At 62.7% G+C, this 17,131-nt stretch carries 17 protein-coding genes; 14 read left to right on the top strand and 3 right to left on the bottom strand.

The annotated features are described in order from the left end of the window. The first annotated feature begins 178 nt into the window (after window positions 1–178). Window positions 179–652 carry a hypothetical protein gene (locus FSO04_RS35190; protein ID WP_154566130.1) on the top strand — a complete coding sequence of 158 codons (474 nt, stop codon included), beginning with the start codon at window positions 179–181 and terminating at the stop codon, window positions 650–652. A gap of 125 nt (window positions 653–777) precedes the next feature. On the opposite strand, the gene FSO04_RS35185 is transcribed toward FSO04_RS35190, so the two are convergent. Then, window positions 778–2,193 carry a spinster family MFS transporter gene (locus tag FSO04_RS35185; RefSeq protein ID WP_154566129.1) on the bottom strand — a complete coding sequence of 472 codons (1,416 nt, stop codon included), beginning with the start codon at window positions 2,191–2,193 and terminating at the stop codon, window positions 778–780. 395 nt (window positions 2,194–2,588) lie between these two features. On the opposite strand from FSO04_RS35185, the gene FSO04_RS35180 reads away from it, so the two are divergent. Then, window positions 2,589–3,683: a porin gene (locus tag FSO04_RS35180; RefSeq protein WP_154566128.1), complete on the top strand. Its 1,095-nt coding sequence runs from the start codon at window positions 2,589–2,591 to the stop codon at window positions 3,681–3,683. Window positions 3,684–3,735: 52 nt separating this feature from the next. Here the strand turns inward: FSO04_RS35180 and FSO04_RS35175 are convergent, their stop codons facing one another. Beyond that, window positions 3,736–4,809 (bottom strand): LysR family transcriptional regulator, encoded by a 1,074-nt coding sequence (locus FSO04_RS35175; RefSeq protein ID WP_154566127.1) that lies wholly within the window; start codon window positions 4,807–4,809, stop codon window positions 3,736–3,738. A gap of 5 nt (window positions 4,810–4,814) precedes the next feature. Continuing rightward, on the bottom strand, window positions 4,815–5,798 hold the full coding sequence (locus FSO04_RS35170; protein WP_154566126.1) for an AraC family transcriptional regulator: 984 nt from the start codon (window positions 5,796–5,798) through the stop codon (window positions 4,815–4,817). 2 nt (window positions 5,799–5,800) lie between these two features. Between FSO04_RS35170 and FSO04_RS35165 the strand changes: the two genes are divergently transcribed. From FSO04_RS35165 to FSO04_RS35110, 12 genes are all read left to right on the top strand, one after another. Next, the gene (locus tag FSO04_RS35165) at window positions 5,801–5,953 is read left to right on the top strand and encodes a hypothetical protein (RefSeq protein ID WP_154566125.1); all 153 of its coding nucleotides are present in this window, start codon (window positions 5,801–5,803) and stop codon (window positions 5,951–5,953) included. Window positions 5,954–6,010: 57 nt separating this feature from the next. Continuing rightward, entirely contained in the window at window positions 6,011–7,117 is a 1,107-nt protein-coding gene (locus FSO04_RS35160) for an NAD/NADP-dependent octopine/nopaline dehydrogenase family protein (RefSeq protein ID WP_154566124.1), read from the top strand. Beyond that, entirely contained in the window at window positions 7,114–8,169 is a 1,056-nt protein-coding gene (locus FSO04_RS35155) for a 3-hydroxybutyryl-CoA dehydrogenase (RefSeq protein WP_154566123.1), read from the top strand. Before FSO04_RS35160 ends, FSO04_RS35155 begins: the two co-directional genes overlap by 4 nt. A gap of 14 nt (window positions 8,170–8,183) precedes the next feature. Beyond that, entirely contained in the window at window positions 8,184–9,149 is a 966-nt protein-coding gene (locus FSO04_RS35150; protein WP_093645125.1) for a LysR family transcriptional regulator, read from the top strand. Window positions 9,150–9,332: 183 nt separating this feature from the next. After that, window positions 9,333–9,824: a cupin domain-containing protein gene (locus FSO04_RS35145; protein ID WP_154566122.1), complete on the top strand. Its 492-nt coding sequence runs from the start codon at window positions 9,333–9,335 to the stop codon at window positions 9,822–9,824. A 37-nt stretch (window positions 9,825–9,861) separates the two neighbouring features. Beyond that, the gene (locus FSO04_RS35140) at window positions 9,862–10,854 is read left to right on the top strand and encodes a hydroxyquinol 1,2-dioxygenase (protein WP_154566121.1); all 993 of its coding nucleotides are present in this window, start codon (window positions 9,862–9,864) and stop codon (window positions 10,852–10,854) included. A gap of 96 nt (window positions 10,855–10,950) precedes the next feature. Further along, entirely contained in the window at window positions 10,951–12,414 is a 1,464-nt protein-coding gene (locus FSO04_RS35135) for an aldehyde dehydrogenase family protein (RefSeq protein WP_154566120.1), read from the top strand. 6 nt (window positions 12,415–12,420) lie between these two features. Further along, complete coding sequence (locus FSO04_RS35130) at window positions 12,421–13,479, top strand: maleylacetate reductase (RefSeq protein WP_154566119.1); 1,059 nt, start codon at window positions 12,421–12,423, stop codon at window positions 13,477–13,479. Between the two features lie 43 nt (window positions 13,480–13,522). Next, a complete protein-coding gene (locus FSO04_RS35125) occupies window positions 13,523–14,812 on the top strand; it encodes an ABC transporter substrate-binding protein (protein ID WP_154566118.1) in 1,290 nt (429 codons plus the stop codon). A gap of 20 nt (window positions 14,813–14,832) precedes the next feature. Beyond that, window positions 14,833–15,555, top strand: a complete 723-nt coding sequence (locus FSO04_RS35120) for an ABC transporter ATP-binding protein (protein WP_097396162.1) — start codon at window positions 14,833–14,835, stop codon at window positions 15,553–15,555. A 2-nt stretch (window positions 15,556–15,557) separates the two neighbouring features. Further along, window positions 15,558–16,268 carry an ABC transporter ATP-binding protein gene (locus FSO04_RS35115; RefSeq protein WP_154566117.1) on the top strand — a complete coding sequence of 237 codons (711 nt, stop codon included), beginning with the start codon at window positions 15,558–15,560 and terminating at the stop codon, window positions 16,266–16,268. Continuing rightward, window positions 16,265–17,131 carry a branched-chain amino acid ABC transporter permease gene (locus tag FSO04_RS35110; protein ID WP_054041271.1) on the top strand — a complete coding sequence of 289 codons (867 nt, stop codon included), beginning with the start codon at window positions 16,265–16,267 and terminating at the stop codon, window positions 17,129–17,131. The genes FSO04_RS35115 and FSO04_RS35110 overlap by 4 nt, the downstream gene beginning before the upstream one ends.

The following is a 17,131-nucleotide window of genomic DNA, read 5'->3' as shown; positions in this document are numbered from 1 at the left end:
CCAGGCGGGCGTGCGTCTTCCTATCCCCGTCTGTATTTCTATGGCCGGGCTGTGGTGGGGGAGCCCCAAGGCTCGCCGGCTCGTTAGAACACCGGTCTTCCAAACCCGCCACGTGCCCGCTCACCCACTTCCTCAAGCGAGTGTCGGGCGATCCAGGAAGTACCAGGGAGGTCGCACCATGAGCAACAAACCTACAAAACAATCCCAACCCGCTTCACGCCCGCCAGTCGACGCGCTCCAGTACGAAAAGCTTGCGCTTTCCACCTTCGCCCTCTGCAACCGGCAATTGAGCCAACTCAACACATTGATCACACTTGCGTCCTCAATGTGTAGGAATCCTGCCATCACGAGCGACGAAAGACGACGCCAGCAGACCATGCTTGAATTGCTTGTCGACACAGCAGAGCAATATCATCGGGAGCTCGAGTGCGACCGTGAGCTATACCAGGTGATCTCGCTCGACGCGAAGGGCATCCCGCAGAGTCGCATCACCGCGAGCCGTGCAGCGCGCCTTCTCGCAGAGGCATCACAAATAGCGACGACGGAAACACCGGCAGCCACGAAGCCCAGCCCGGCCAAACAAACGTCAGCGAAATCCGCGACAAACGAAGAAGAAGACGCGGACGAACAGCCAGCTCCCGTGCAACATTAAGCACCGAGAAGGCGGACGAATTCGGTTCGCTGACTGCCGTCCAATGCTCAACCGCCCGAAAGCGGGCGGTTCTTCCTTCAGCGGATAGTGCAAAGATACGGGTTAAGAACGAAGCAAGAAAAGGCTTACTGTCCCACGAGCGGCGCAACGCCGCCGGCATGCGCGGCGTCTGCGGCGTCGTGATGTGCCCCGGCCACCGTTGAACCCGTCTCACGCGCAAGGCTGAGTCGGAACTGCTTGCACCCCAACCACAACAACCCCGCAGCCAGCAACGTGGCAACAAGATTAACGATCGACATCGAGTCACCCACCGCTTTCGGCGAACCGAACACCTTGTCGGTCAGCAACGCGACGAGTGTCGTACCGATCCCAAGTGCGATGAGATTGGAGACCAGCAGAAACACCGCTGAAATCTGCGCACGCATCTGGTTCGGCGCGAGCGTCTGCATTGCGGCGGTTGAAGTGGGCATCGGGAACGACGCGAAGAACATCGCAACGACCAGCAGCGCAAGCGACACGTTCAGGCTATCGACCTGTGTGAAAGCAACTGCCGGCACGAGCATCCCAACCGCGCCGATGAACCCCGCGAGCATCGGGCCGTCCGTGCGGCCTTTCTTCATGAGCCAGTCGTTGAGCCATCCGCCGCAGAACACGCCGATGGTGTTCGCGACCAGCAGGATCGTGCCGAGCGTGTAACCGGCTTCAGCCGGCGTGAGTCCGAAGTGGCGGATATAGAACGCGGGTGTCCAGCTCATCAGGCAGAACAGCGTCATCGCATAGAACGAGAAGCCGAGGTAGTGGCAGGTGAACGTCTTGCCATGCGTCCCGATGAAGCGCAGCGAGTCGCCCATCGACACGCGCTTTGCCTGGCCGGCGCCATCCCGCACGAGTCCTCGACGCGCCGGATCGCGCACGGTGAGGATAAACAGCAAAGCAACGAGAAAGCCCGGCAATCCGACGATAAAGAACGTGAGTTGCCACGAACGCACGTCGCCGAGAAGCGGCACGCTGATCGTCGTCATCTGCTTGAGCAGATGGATCACGTATCCGCCGATCAGGAATGCCATCCCGCCGCCGATGAATGAACCCAGCGAGTACACGCCCACCGCGCGTCCCAGTTTCTCCTTCGGGAAGTAGTCGCTCAACATTGAATACGTTCCGGGCGACAGCGCGGCTTCGCCCACGCCGACACTCATGCGGGAAAGGAACATGTGGATGAAGTTCTGGCTGACGCCGCAGGCCGCGGTGGCGAGGCTCCATAACGCAATACCTGTCGCGATGATGCGAGGGCGGGCGAAGCGGTCGGCGAGATACGCGAGCGGCATGCCCATCACCGCATAGAAGAGCGAAAACGCGAAGCCTTGCAGCAGGCTGAACTGCGTGTCGGTCAGATGCAGATCCTTCTTGATCGGCTCGATCATCAGCGCGAGAACCTGCCGGTCGACAAAGGAAAATACATACGCAAGCATGCAGATCAGGACGACGTACCACTCGTACGTATAGCGCCTGCGTGCAGGGTTATTGCTCGTTGATACGGCCATGCCGGTTCTCCTGTGCCTGATATTCGACGAAGTTGCGATGAGGTTGCAATGAGGTTGCGATGCAGCGTATGTAAACAAATTTCTGAAACATATACGCAAGGCCTGCGCACACACGGCGAGATTCCCCTGGGTCACTAAAGTTTTCCCCAGGGGGCGGCCGGAAAGGCTTGTCCCATAAGGCGCGAGAGGCCGTTGTGCGGTGCGCGGCGCACCTCATTCGCGCTGTCTATAAGTGTTATATGTGCGCATTCATCGACGCTCGAAATTGGTGTTCCTAGACTCGCCTCGTTTTCCGCTCCATCAAACGAAAGGCTTTGGGGAAGGCGGAGAACACGAGCGTCGCGACGGCAAATCCGCGCGGCAGTTAGAACCAGACTTTCGCCGGGACTAAAGGAATGACCAAACGGATGTGGTGCGTGTCGCTGCTGAGCCTCGCAGCGGCACCCGCGCTTGCGCAATCGAGCGTGACTTTGTACGGACGGATCGACACGTCGATCGAATACGCGAATTTCGGCCCCAACCACGTGGTGCGGATGGGAAGCGGCGATATCTCCGCGACGCAATTCGGCTTGAAGGGCAGTGAAGATCTCGGCGGCGGTTATCGCGCGATCTTCAAGCTCGAAAACGGCTTCAACTCGGCCAACGGCACGCTCGGCAACAACGGCGCGCTGTTCGGACGCGAAGCGTGGGTCGGGCTGGCGGGTCCGTTTGGCGCGATGCAGGCCGGCGTCAATTACACGGTGCTGCATACGTCATTCGTGACCTACAGCTTGCCGGGAGACGGCGCCGGTCTTGCATGGGGCAATGCGGCGAATAACTTCGTCGGGCCGGCCTTTTTGCGCGTGAACAACTCGATACGCTATTCCTCGCCCCGTATGGGTGGCGTGCTGGTGCGGGCTATCGCCGCGCGCGGAGCGAATGGCGCATCGAACGTTCCTTCGACGCTGGGTGACACGTATGGTGCGTCGGTTAACTACGTGAACGGCAGTCTGTCGGTCGACGCCGACTACATGCAGCAGACCTTCAGTCCGGCGAGCGCGGCGGCACTGAACGTGAACAGTCGGACGGCTGCCGGCAATTACGCCCTTGGGGCAATCTCGTACGATTTCGGCTTCGTCAAACCGGCTTTCATCTATCTACGTCATCGCGGCGGGCCGGACGTCGCGACGAGCGTGAACGCCGCCAGTTCGAATCCGCACAACGATCTGTTCGAGCTCGACGCCACCGTGCCGGTTGGCCGTTCGCTGGTATTGCTGAGCTACGGCCATTACCGCAAAGTGGCCGACAGCGAAGGCAATGCAGATTCGTTCGGCGTGCGCTGCGACTATCCGCTTTCGAAGCGCACCGTGCTCTATACGGGCGCAGCGATGATCCGCAACGGCGCGCACGCGAACTTCACGGTCAACGGCGCGGCGGGTGGCGGGGTGTCGGTGGCGAAGGCTGGTGCGACCGCAAGCTCGGTGGTGGCCGGCATCATGACGGCCTTCTAGGCGGCCGATCAAGCGGACGCGCTGATGAACCGGCGCGTCCCTTTTGACGCGTTCAGGCGCTACGTACGCCTTTCGGATTGAGATCGAGGGGCGCGCTGAGCCAACTGTCGAAAGGCTCACGGGCGCCGATCCGGAACAGTTCCATGAGCACACCGCGCAGCCATCGGTGGCCGGGATCGGCATCGAAACGGCGATGCCAGTACGCGTTCACGGGCCATGTGAGCGCATCTTCGAGTTCGAACACGGCCGATTCGCCGAGCGTGGAGAACGCGCGCGCAACGGTGCGCGGCAGAATCAGCGCGTAATCGCAGCGGCTCAGGATGGCCGGCACCACCATGAAGTTCGGCACCGCAATCCGCACGCGCGAGGTGAGCCCATAGCGTTCGAGCAGTTCGACCGATTGCGGGTGCGAAGTGACCGCGATGAAGTGCAGTCCCGCGGGCACGTTTGCATTCAGCGTATAGCCTTCCCGCAGTTCGAACTGCTCCGCCACGCGCCGCGCCATCAGCAGCACATAACGCTCCTGCAGCAGTTCGCTATGGTGAAAGTGGCTCGACGCATGCGGAAAATGCCCGAGCGCAAAGTCGATGCGGCCCGATTCGAGTGCGACGTTGAACTGGCTGTCGTCGATCTGATGGGTTTCGATCACCACGCCGGGCGCTCGCGTATCGAGTTCGCGCATCAGCGTCGGCAGAAACGCGGCTTCGGCGAAGTCGCTCATATGCAGGCGGAACACGCGGCGCGACGTGGCCGCGCGGAACTGCGCGCCCTCATCGAGCATGTCCTGGAGGATGTCCAGCACGCGATCGATGGAAATCGCGAGGCGCTGCGCGCGCGGCGTCGCTTCGACACCGCCGGGCGTACGCACGAACAGCGCGTCGCGAAACACGAGCCGCAGGCGGGCAAGCGCGTGACTCACGGAAGGTTGTGTGATCCCCAGCCGCAACGCCGCACGGCCGACGTTTTTCTCGATGTACACCGCGTGAAATGCCTTCAGCAGGTTCAGATCGAGGTCCCGCACGCGCGGGGCCCCGGTGGTCTCTGTGAAGGCCAGCGGGTCATGTTCGTGCGGAACGGAAGCGGTGGGATCGGTGGGATCAGCGGAATTGGCGGGGTCGGTCTGCATGGGAGTCAGTTGCGCACCATGCGCTTCGCGGTGGCCGATGGCAGGCAGCCGAAACGCCGCGCGTACGCCTTGGCGAAATGCCCAAAGCTGTGCACGCCGTGCTCGACAAAAATATCAGTCACCGAGCGTTCAGGCTGCGTCTGTAGTGCGCGGTGCACGGCCTCGAGCCGCCGTTCGCGGATATAGCCCCCGGGCGACGTATTGAGGAACTGGCTGAAACCGTTCTGTAGCGTGCGCGTCGAAACACCGGCGGCGCGCGCCAGGGCGTCCATCCGCAGCGGCTCGTCGAGGTGGGCGTCGATATAGTCGCGCGCGCGGCGCACGTGGACCGGCAGTGGCGCCGAGGAGGCACGGGCCAGCGTCGCGCTGTACGAATGCGGCAACTGGCTGAGCAGAACGGTCATCAGCCACTGCGTGAGATCGCGGCCGAAGATCCGTTCTTGCGCGGGCTCGTCGAACTGGTCGCACAGATTGCACAGGTGGCGCAGGGTCGACAAAAAAACCGTGGTGCCCGTGTGTGCATTGTCGAAAGCGAGATCGAACACGAGCGGTTGTTTGACGCTGTCGTTCAGCATTTCGGCAAGTTTGACCTCGAGCGCCTGCCGGTCGATCCGCAATAGCAGGTTGCGGCATTCACGGTCCGTGACGATGCGGCTCATGCGTGCGGGCGATGACACGCTCAGGCTCCCGGCCCGCAGCGAAACGCGTTCGCCGCCCGATTCCAGCGCGCATTTGCCGCTGAGTGTGGTGCGAAACAGGTAGTGATTGCCGATGTCGCCGGCATCGATGTGGGTTTCGCTGCCGTAGTGGAGTTCAAGGAGCATCGCCTGATGGAGTGCGACGCCGTATAGCTCGGCGTTGAGCGGGCCACGGTGTGCGACTTCCATCCGGTGCGGGCACAGCACCTGTGACACCTCCCGCTCGATATCCTCGCGGGCGTGCGATGCAATCAAACGGTTACGGTTTCTGCGTGAAATCGCGATTTCCATTCATGGGCCTCGAAGCGGGCGGGCAGCGCGCTTATCATGCGATGGCCATTTTTTTCGCGCAAGAACGGATCGACCCGGATAACGCGATTGTTCATCAGGCGCGCGACTGCGCTTTCATTGAGTTGCCGGATTTGAATGCGGCTTGCGCGCTGTGAAGCGTCTTTGTGCCGGTGGCCCCGTAGTCTGACGATCATCGAACAAGGAGAAGTGTGATGAATGTCAGCGTACTGGGCGGGGGCCATGGCTGCTATGGGGCCGTGATCGACATGCTGGAAAAAGGCCACAACGTGACGTGGTGGCGCCGCGATACGGTCGCCGCGGCGCGGCTGCGCGAACTCGGCGCGCTCAAGGTCAAGGACTTTCGCGGCGAGCGGCGGGTGCCGATCGGCGCGCAGCCGGGCGCGATCCGTCTCGTCGACGACCTGGCGGAAGTGGTGGAGGGCGCAGCGCTCATCGTGATTCCCTTGCCTTCAACGACGCACGAAGCGCTGGCGGCTCAACTGGCTCCATTTCTCGCGGACCATCAGGTGGTGTTCCTGCCGCCCGGCACGTTCGGCAGCTATGTGTTCGCGAAGGCGATGCACGAGGCGGGCAACGCGAACGAGGTGGCATTCGCGGAGACCGGCACGTTGCCGTACCTCGCGCGAAAACATGGCGAAGACAATGTGGTGGTGAGCGCGTACGCCACGCGCCTGCCGAGCGGCGTCTTTCCCGCACGGTTTGCGACGTGGGCGGTTCCGGTGCTGCAGGCGGCCTATCCATCGGTCGAGCCGATCGAGGATGCGTTGAGCGGCGCCCTGATGAACGCGGGACCGGTGATCCACCCGCCGTTGATCATGATGAACGCCGGCCCGCTCGAGCACTTCGATGCCTGGGACATCCACAACGAAGGCACGCAACCGTCGATCCGCCGCGTAACGAATGTGCTCGACGGCGAGCGTATGGCGGTACGCGAGGCGCTCGGCTACGGCGCGCCGCATTTTCCGCTCGCCGACCACTACGCGAGCGAGGGCGACGAGTGGATGTACGGCCGCGGCGCGCACGGCAAGCTGACGGATAGCGGCGACTGGCGCGAGGACATCGATCTGAAGACGCACCGCTATATGCTCGAAGATACGCGGCTCGGTTTGTCGTTTCTGGTTTCGGCGGCACGTTGGGCCGGAATGCCGACGCCCGTCGCCGAAGGTCTGCTGAATCTGGCGAGCGCAGTGTCGGAGCGCGACCTGTACGGCGAAGGCCGCACGCTCGAGCGGCTGGGCCTCGCGTCGCTTTCGCGCGCGGCGATGACGGCCTTGCTCGAACGGGGTTTCGACCAATGAGCGCGGCCATCGAGATCCAGCACGTTCATATCCTCGGTGCGGGGCGGATGGGGCAAGGCATCGCGCTTGCCTTCGCTTATGCGGGCTTGCGCGTGACGCTGATCGACTTCAAGGCGCGCGACCCGGCAGCCCGTAGCGCTTTTGCGGCTGGCGCGCGTGGCGAGATCGTGCGGCAGTTGCAGACGCTGGTGGTGTTGGGCCGCATCAGCGAGGCGCAGGCAGCGGAGACGATGGCGCGCATCGTCATCGTGGATCGTGAGCGCGCGCGGGAAGGGCTAGCAGAAGGCGAGATCGTCTTCGAGGCCGTGCCCGAAGTGATGGAGGCCAAGCAGACCGCGTTCGCCTGGTTATGTGAACACGCCGGAGCAGAGGTGCTGTTTGCATCGACTACGTCGACGTTTCTTGTGACCGAGCTTCAGCAAGTGGTCGTGCATCCCCGGCGGCTTCTCAACGCGCACTGGCTCAACCCGGCTCATCTGATGCCGCTCGTCGAGATCAGTCGTAGCGATGCCACAGCGAAAGAGACCGTTGAATGCGTTGTCGCTTTGTTGCGCCGGGTCGGCAAAGTGCCGGTGGTGTGCGCGCCGTCGGCGGGATACATCGTGCCGCGCATCCAGGCGCTGGCGATGAACGAGGCCGCGCGCATGGTCGAGGAGGGCGTTGCCAGCGCGGAAGACATCGATACGGCTATCCGTACCGGCTTCGGTCTGCGGTTTTCCGTGCTGGGTCTGCTCGAATTTATCGACTGGGGCGGCTGCGACATTCTCTACTATGCGTCGCACTATCTGGCGAGGGCGATCGATCCACGCTTCCTGCCCGCCGCGATCGTCAGCGACAACATGCGTGAAGGCCGCGATGGCCTGCGCGATGCGCGTGGCTTCTACGATTACGCGGATGTCGATGTGCCGGCGTACCTGCACAAACGGCTCGGTGAATTCAGCAGGTTACTCGACAGCATGGGGCTCGCACCGGTGTTTAATGCCGTTTCTGCGTCCAGTCTCCCGAAGCAGACTACACTTGCCGATAGCAAGGCAGACTACGGGCCACGGTGACCGGAGGAGACAAGATGGACCTGTTCATGTCGATGGAAGCGTTCGTGCGGGCGGCGGAAGCGCAAAGCTTCGCCGGTGCCGCGCGCCAGCTGGGTGTCGCCAAATCGGTGGTGACCTCGCGCGTCAAGCAGCTTGAAGACCATTTCGGCGTGCCGCTCTTTCATCGTTCGACGCGCGCGGTGCGCCTGTCGGAACTCGGCGAGACTTACTACCGCGAATGTGCCGAACTGGTCAACAAGGTCCACGATCTGTCCGGACGCTCGCGCGGCGATCCGCAGGCGCTTGCCGGCACGCTCAATATCCACGTTCTGCCGGGCTTCGCGCTTGGCCATTTTTCGCAAACACTGATCGAATTCCGCGCCGCTTACCCACGCGTCGAGTTCGTCGTGACCGTCAACGACCGGGTGATCGATCCGGTGCAGGAAGGCTTCGACCTGGCTTTGCAGATCTATCCGCCGGCCTCCAACCTGCTGGTGGAGCGGCGATTGTTTCCCGTGCGTGGCGTGCTGTGTGCGGCGCCGGGTTATCTGAAGGAAGAGCCGGTGATCGAAACGCCGCTCGACCTGCTGCGGCACGATTTCGCCCGCTATTCGTACTACCCATGGGGCGACAAGTGGCCGCTGATGCGAGGCAACGAGTGCTTCGAAATCGCGCTGAATCCGGTGCTCAAAACCAATAGCGTGCACCTGCTGCTCGAGTTCGCGCGGGCCGGTGCGGGCGTCGTCTATCTGCCGACGATGGTCGCTGCGGCCGATCTGCTCGAACGGCGCCTCGAACGGGTGCTGCCGGAGTACGCGGCGCCGCCGTTGTGGCTGTCGGCGGTCTATCCCGCCTCGCACCGCTCGACCACCAAGGTCAAGGCTTTCGTCGACTTCCTGCGCGCCCGCTATCTGCGCGAACCGCAGTGGGACAAGGCGCTCGGCATTTCACCGCCGGACGACGAGACCAAGAGCGTCGGCGAGGAGCTGGCCGAAGACTGAGAACCACCGGCGAACCAGCGGAGAACCGCCCGGGTTCTCCACCAGGTAGTTTCCCTGGCGCGATTTTGAAGCACCCATGGTTCGCGTTTCCCGACCCTCAGAACATTGCTGTTGCGCCTGCCGCCACTTAATCTTCGATCCATGCAACGCATTCGCGGATTCTTAGATCAACTGGAGGCAGACATGCAACAGACCTGGTTCGGTAGCCTGGACAATTTCCGCAAAGGCTCCATCGAAATCATCAACGGCAAACCGGAGCACTACGCGATGTCGAACGTGTTCGAGGTCGCGAGCCGCGCCGCGCCCTACGAGAAAGTCGTCGTCGGCAAGAATCTCAAGTACGTGATCGAGACACTGCGCGCGGAAGGCGCGTCGCCGTGGTTTGCTGCGTCGCACGATGAATTCGCGGTCGTGCTCGACGGCGAGATCGATATCTATTTCATCAAGCCGTCGGACGGACCGCTGGTCGACGCGCAGACCGAAGGCAGCGTGCGGCTCGAAGGCCAACCGTCGGGCCAGTCGATGGGTTATGTGCGGCTGCGTCGCGGCCATCAGGCGCTGCTGCCTGCGGGCGCCGCGTATCGCTTCGAAGCGAGGACGAAGGGCGTGCTGCTCGTGCAGACGATCCTCGGGCGCTATTCGGTCGAGAAGTGGGCCGACATCTGCATCCACTGATTCCCTCTACACGATCGATCTTCTCCTGGAGCCCATCATGGACAAAAGCACCCTGCAAAACGTCACCGCGAGCGAGGCCGACGCGGTGTCCGGTTATCGCACGTTCCGCCTCGGTGATTTCGAATTCAGCCGCGACGCTTATTTCGCCACCGTCAAATGGCCGGCCAAAGGCGAGACCCGCTCGCACCAGATGCATGCCGACGACTTCCTGCGCGCGATGATGCGCGACGTGGCCTGGGGCTTCTTCTACGGCTGGGTCAATTTCGACGAAGTGATCGGCACGCGCAACCACTACGGCAAGGTCGACATGTACGCCGGTGCGTACAACGCGAGCTTCAAGGAAGCGGGTATCGATCACACGCAGCAGTTCGATACGCCGCTGATCATGGCGACCTTCAAGGCGATTCTGCGGGACTGGGTCAACGAAGGCTTCGATCCGTTCGCCGCGCCCGAAGAAACCGGCTCCGCGTTCGGCACGAAACATGGCGACAACATCGCCGCGATTGAGCGCACGCGGATCGCAACGAAGCGCATGCCGGGTCTCGAAGGCGATTCGCCGTTGCGCGACGATTTGCCGGTCAATCGCCAGTTCGCCGATGTGGTCCAGGACGAACCTGAGATTCATGCGGAGCCAGGATTCGAGAGCGCGTTGCATGCGTTCAGCCTCTTCAAGTACCTGTCGCGCTCGGACGTGACGTGGAATCCGTCGGTCACGTCGGTCTGCCAGCAGAGCCTGTTCTGTCCGACCACCGAGGAATTCGTGCTGCCGGTGTTTCATGGCAACGACCGCGTCGAGTGGTTCCTTCAACTGTCCGACCAGATCATCTGGGACGTCGCCGATAAAGACAGCGGCGAGCCGCGTGCGCGCATCACGATGAACGCGGGCGATATCGCTGCGATGCCGGCCGACATCCGCCACAAGGGCTACTCGCAGAAACGCTCGATGCTGCTGGTGTGGGAGAACGCCACGCCCGATCTGCCGAAGCGTTACGAAAGCGGTGAACTGCCGCCGTATCCGATCCAGATCTAACTCTCAGATATTCCCTCCGATCGCCGATCGAACGGCGCCAGACCGCTGGCGCCGCGGGGAATGTCACGTCCAAAGTTTTACTTGTGCGGGATTGACATGCAAACGCAACTCTTCATCGGCGGCCGCTTCGTGCCGGCTGCAAACGGCGAAACGCTCGCCTCCCTTAATCCGCACGACAACTCGGTGATTGCCGAAGTCGCGATGGCCGGACCCGCCGATGTCGATCGCGCCGTGGCGGCGGCGAAGGCGGCGTTTCCGAAGTGGAGCAATCTCGCCGCGATGGAGCGGGGGCGTTTGCTACTCAAACTCGCCGACGCGATTGAAGCGAATGCCGACGCGCTGGCGCGCCTCGAATCGCTCGATACCGGCCACCCGATTCGCGACACGCGCAATCTCGATGTGCCGCGCACGGCGGCTACATTCCGCTATTTCGGCGGCATGGCCGACAAGTTCGAAGGCTCGGTGATTCCGGTCGAGCAGGGCTTTCTGAACTATATGACGCGCGAGCCGGTCGGCATCGTCGGGCAAGTGGTGCCGTGGAATTTCCCGCTGATGTTCACGAGCTGGAAGATGGCGCCGGCGCTTGCCGCGGGTAACTGCGTGATCATGAAGCCCGCTGAACTCACGCCGCTGTCGAGTCTCGCCATTGCAGAACTGATGGCGGAGGTTGGATTTCCGGAGGGTGTCGTCAATATCTTGCCGGGCTTGGGTCATGTAGCCGGCCAGTACATTGCCGAGCATCCGGAGATCAGCAAGGTCGCCTTCACCGGCTCGACTGCGATCGGGCGCAAGATCGTGCAGGCGTCGAGCGGCAATCTGAAGAAGGTGCAGCTCGAACTCGGCGGCAAAGGCGCGAACATCGTGTTCGGCGACGCGAATATCGATGCCGTCGTGCAAGGCTCCGCGTTCGCGATCTTCCACAATCAGGGGCAGGCGTGCATCGCCGGCTCGCGGATGATCGTGCATGAATCGATCGCTGACGAAGTGCTGGAGAAGTTCGCCGCATTGAGCCGCACGATCCGGATCGGCAATCCGCTCGATCCACTGACCGAAATGGGCCCGCTGACCTCGCGTCAGCATCGCGACCGCGTGCTGTCGTTCGTCGACGTCGCACGGGAACAGGGTGGCCGCGTGCTGGCGGGCGGCAAGGCGCCGGACGATGCCGCGCTCGCGAATGGCTGCTATGTCGAGCCGACCATCGTCGAAGCGAAGCCGGAGCATCGGGTCTCGCAGGAAGAAGTGTTCGGTCCGTTCATGACGGTCACGACATTCCGCACGGACGAAGAAGCACTCGCAATCGCGAACGGCACCGAATACGGTCTCGGCGCGGGTCTCTGGACTCGCGACCTGCAACGCGCGCACCTGGTGGCCCGCGAGATTCGCGCCGGTATGGTGTGGATCAATTGCTACAAGCGTGTGAGCCCCGCGTCACCGTTCGGCGGTGTCGGCGCGAGCGGCTATGGACGCGAAATGGGTTTCGAAGCGATGCGCGAGTACACGCAGCCCAAGTCGGTCTGGGTCAACGTGGATGCGCAGATTCCGCCTTACTACCCGCGCTGAACCGCCATGGAATCGTTCGTCTATAACGGGCTGGCCTCACGCGTGATCTTCGGTGCGGGCAGTCTCGACCAGCTCGATCGCGAGATCGGCTTGCTCGGCGCCACGCGCGCGATCGTGCTGTCCACGCCGCAGCAGCGTGCCCAGGCCGAAGCGCTGGCGGCAAGTCTTGGCTCGCGGGCGGCGGGCGTCTACGCCGAAGCCGTGATGCACGTACCGATCGAAACCGCTCGCGCGGCCCGTGACTTTGCCATGCAGGTCGGCGCCGATTGCACGATCGCGATAGGCGGCGGGTCGACGACCGGACTCGGCAAGGCGATCGCGCTCGAAACCTCACTGCCGATCATCGCGATTCCGACCACCTATGCAGGCTCCGAAATGACGCCGATTTACGGCCTCACCGAAGCCGGTGTCAAAAAGACCGGTCGCGATCTGCGAGTGTTGCCGAAGACCGTGATCTACGACCCGTCGTTGACCACGTCGCTGCCGCCCGCGTTATCGCTGACAAGCGGTATCAACGCAATCGCTCACGCGGCCGAAGGGCTCTACGCGCAGGACACGAATCCGATCATCGAGCTGATGGCGGAAGAGGGGATCCGTGCGCTCGGCCAAGGTCTGCCCCGGGTGATGCTGAAACCGGACGATCTCGCTGCACGTGGTGATTGCCTCTACGGTGCATGGCTGTGCGGCGCGGTGCTCGGCAGCGTCGGCATGGCGCTGCATCACAAGCTATGCCATACGCTCGGCGGCACGTTCAATCTGCCGCACGCGGAAACGCACACGATCGTGCTGCCGCACGTGCTCGCCTATAACCGCGAGGCCGCACCGGGGGCGATGAAGCGTATCGCACACGCGCTGCACGCCGACGACGCCGCGCAAGGCGTATTCGACCTCGCACGCGATAACGGCGCGCCTACCGCGCTGAAAGACATCGGTTTAAGTGCAACCGATCTCGACGTCGCGCTCGATCTCGCGCTGAAGAATCCGTACTGGAATCCGCGGCCGGTTGAACGAACGCCGCTACGCGCGCTGCTGGAAGCTGCGTTCGAAGGCAGACGGCCGGATTAGCACGAACGCCCCCCACTCATACAAAAGAATTCAGGAGACAACCATGGACGCACATTCCTTCGATGCGAAGCGCCGCCGCTTCGTCACACTCGCCGCAGGCGGCGCGCTCGCCGCGTCAACGTCGGCGTTCTCGCCGCTCGTCTTCGCTGGCGGCCCGCGCACGCTGAAAATCGGCTACGTATCGCCACAAACCGGCCCGCTCGCGCCGTTCGGTGAAGCCGACCGCTTCACGATCCAGCAGATGCAGACGGCGCTGAAAAGCGGCATCGTGATCGGCGGCAAAACCTATCCGGTATCGATCGTCGTCAAGGACAGCCAGTCGAATCCGAATCGCGCCGGCGAAGTCGCCAACGATCTGATCCTGAAGGACAAGGTCGACATCATGCTCGTCTCCGGTACGCCCGAGACCGCTAATCCGGTCAGCGATGCGTGCGAGCTGAACGAAATGCCTTGCGTGTCGACGGTGGTGCCATGGCAGCCGTGGTTCTTCGGCAGAAAGGGCGATCCGAAGAAAGGCTTCCGCTTCACCTATCACTTCTTCTGGGGACTCGAGGACGTGATCTCGGTCTTCACCGGCATGTGGCAGTCGGTGCAGACCAATCACAGCGTCGGCGGCCTGTTTCCGAACGACGGCGATGGCAACGCCTGGGGTGACGCGAAGCTTGGCTTCCCGCCCGTGCTCGCGCAGAAGGGCTTCACGCTGAAGGACCCGGGCCGCTTCCAGAGCATGACGCAGGACTTCTCCGCACAGATTTCGTCGTTCAAGCAGGCGAATGCGCAGATCGTCACCGGCGTCGTGATTCCGCCCGACGCGAAGAACTTTCTCGTGCAGGCGCGTCAGCAAGGCCTGAAGCCGAAGGTCATTTCGATCGGTAAGGCACTGCTGTTTCCCACTTCGATCGAAGCGCTCGGCGATCTCGGTGACGGACTCTCCACCGAAGTGTGGTGGTCGCCTTCGCATCCGTTCAAGTCGTCGTTGACGGGGCAAAGCGCGCGGCAAGTCGCGGACGACTACGAGCGCATCACGTCGAAGCAATGGACGCAACCGATCGGCTTCGCGCATGCGCTGTTCGAAATCGCCGTCGATTCGTTAAAGCGCGCGAAAGATGTCGACTCGAATGAAGCGATCCGCGACGCAGTGGCAGCGACGAAGCTCGATACGCTGGTCGGTCATGTCGCGTGGGGCAGTGGGCCGGTGAAGAACGTCGCGAAAACGCCGTTGGTAGGTGGCCAATGGGTGAAGGGGCAGAAGCATCGTTTCGATCTCGCCATCGTCAACAACCAGCTCGCGCCGAACGTGCCGCTATCCGGCCCGCTCAAGCTGATCGCGTGAACGCATTGCGGAGAGCGGCGATGAACCCAGTTCTCAGATTAACCGGTGTGTCGAAGCGTTATGGCGCGCTGCAGGTGACCGATGACATAAGTTTCGCTGTCGAACGCGGCGAGACGTACGGCATTCTCGGCCCGAACGGCGCCGGCAAGACCACGCTATTCAACCTCGTTAGCGGCGACGTCCGGCCCGATCAGGGCAGCGTCGAATTCGACGGCGCGGATGTGAACCACTTGCCGCCGCATCGCCGGTGCGCGGCGGGGATCGGCCGCTCGTATCAGGTGCCGCGGCCGTTCGGCGGCATGACGGTATTCGAAAACCTGCTGGTCGGCGCAACCTTCGGCGGCGAACTGGCCGAGCATGCTGCCTACGACGTCTGCATGGATGTACTCGAACGCACGGGTCTCAAAGCGCGTGCCAACCAGTTGGCCGGCACGCTGGGCCTGTTGGACCGCAAGCGCCTCGAACTGGCCCGCGCTTTGGCTACGCAACCGCAACTGCTGTTGCTGGATGAAATAGCAGGCGGCCTGACCGAACCCGAAACGCACGAACTCGTTGACGAGATTCGCCGCGTGAAAGAGGCGGGCGTGACGATCGTGTGGATCGAACACGTCGTGCATGCATTGCTCGCGGTGGCCGACCGGCTGCTCGTCATCAACTTCGGCAAACGGCTCGCCGAAGGCCTGCCCGGCGCCGTGATGGACGACCCCGAAGTGCGGCGCGTGTACCTCGGACTGGAGGCATGACCATGTCGGCATTACTGGAGACTCGCGCGCTGAGCGCGTTTTACGGCGACTTCCAGGCGCTGTTCGGCATCGATGTAACGGTGGCGCAAGGCGAGGTGATTGCGCTGATCGGCTCGAACGGCGCGGGCAAGTCGACCTTTTTGAAATCGGTGGCGGGCCTGCTGCGTCCCCGTTCCGCCGGGCAGATCCTGTATCGCGGCGAGCCGGTCGGCGGCGCGGCCGCGGCGAGCATCGTCGGCAAGGGTATCGCGCTGGTGCCGGAAGGACGGCGTCTGTTTGCGAGCCTGAGCGTCGAGGAAAACCTGCTGCTCGGTGCATTTTCCAAACGGCCCGGCCGCTGGAACCTGCAAAGCGTCTACTCGCTGTTTCCGGCATTGCGGGAGCGTCGTCACCATGCGGGCACTGCCTTGTCGGGTGGTCAGCAGCAGATGGTCGCAATCGGCCGTGCGCTGATGAGCAATCCCGATCTGCTGATGTGCGACGAACTTTCGCTCGGCCTCGCGCCGGTGATCGTGCGCGAGATCTATGCGGCGTTGCCCGAGATCGTCGCCGGCGGCATGAGTGCGATCGTCGTCGAACAGGACGTGCAACTGGCGCGCCGCGTGTCGTCGCGTTTCTATTGCTTCCAGGAAGGGCGTGTGTCGCTGGCGGGTGTATCGGCCGAGGTGTCGGACGAGGCGATCACGCAGGCATATTTTGGAGCGGTCGTATGAACACGTTCATCAATATCGTCGTGCAGGGTGTGCTGCTGGGCGCGCTGTATGGGCTCTTCGCGATGGGTCAATCGCTGGTGTTCGGCGTGATGCGGCTCACCAACACTGCGCACGGCGATTTCATCGTGTTGCTGGTGTTCGTGCTCTTCGCGCTGACGAACTACGCGCATCTGCCGCTCGCCGTGTCGCTGGTTCTGCTGCTCGTGATTGCGTTTGGCGCGGGTTACGCGGTGCAGTACACGATCCTCAACCGGGTGAGCAGCCGCGATCCGCTGCCTTCGCTGATTGTCACGTTCGGATTGTCGATCGTGATTCAGAACGTATTGCAACAGGTGTTCTCCGCCGATCCGCGTTCGATCGCAACGGGCAGCTTCGAGTCGAAGAGCCTCACGCTCGCGGGCGGCATCACGCTGGGCTATCTGCCGCTCGTCACTTTGGTCGTCACCACCGCTTTGGCTTTCGCCATGCAGTGGCTGTTTGGCCGCACGCCGCTTGGCCGCGCGTTTCGCGCCACCTCTGATGATCGCGAGATCGTGCAACTGATGGGCGTCTCCTATCGCCGCACCTATGCGCTGGCGATGGGCATCGCGTTCGTGTTGATCGCGGTCGCTGCCGCGCTGTATTCGATGCGCACCGCGGTGTCGCCGACCGATGGCCCGGCGTTGCTGCTGTACGCGTTCGAAGCAGTGATCATCGGCGGGATGGGCTCGTTCTGGGGCACCTTCGTCGGCGGCATGGCGCTCGGTATTGCGCAGCAGGTGGGCTTTTACTTCGATCCCGGCTGGGGTATCTGGCTTGGCCACGTGGTGTTTCTCGGCGTGCTGGTGGCCCGGCCGCAGGGCTTGCTGCCCAAAACCGCATAG

Source organism: Paraburkholderia madseniana, assembly GCF_009690905.1.
Classification (GTDB): domain Bacteria; phylum Pseudomonadota; class Gammaproteobacteria; order Burkholderiales; family Burkholderiaceae; genus Paraburkholderia; species Paraburkholderia madseniana.
The sequence above is the reverse complement of the archived record's forward strand: the minus strand, read 5'-3'. Positions and strand labels throughout refer to the sequence as shown.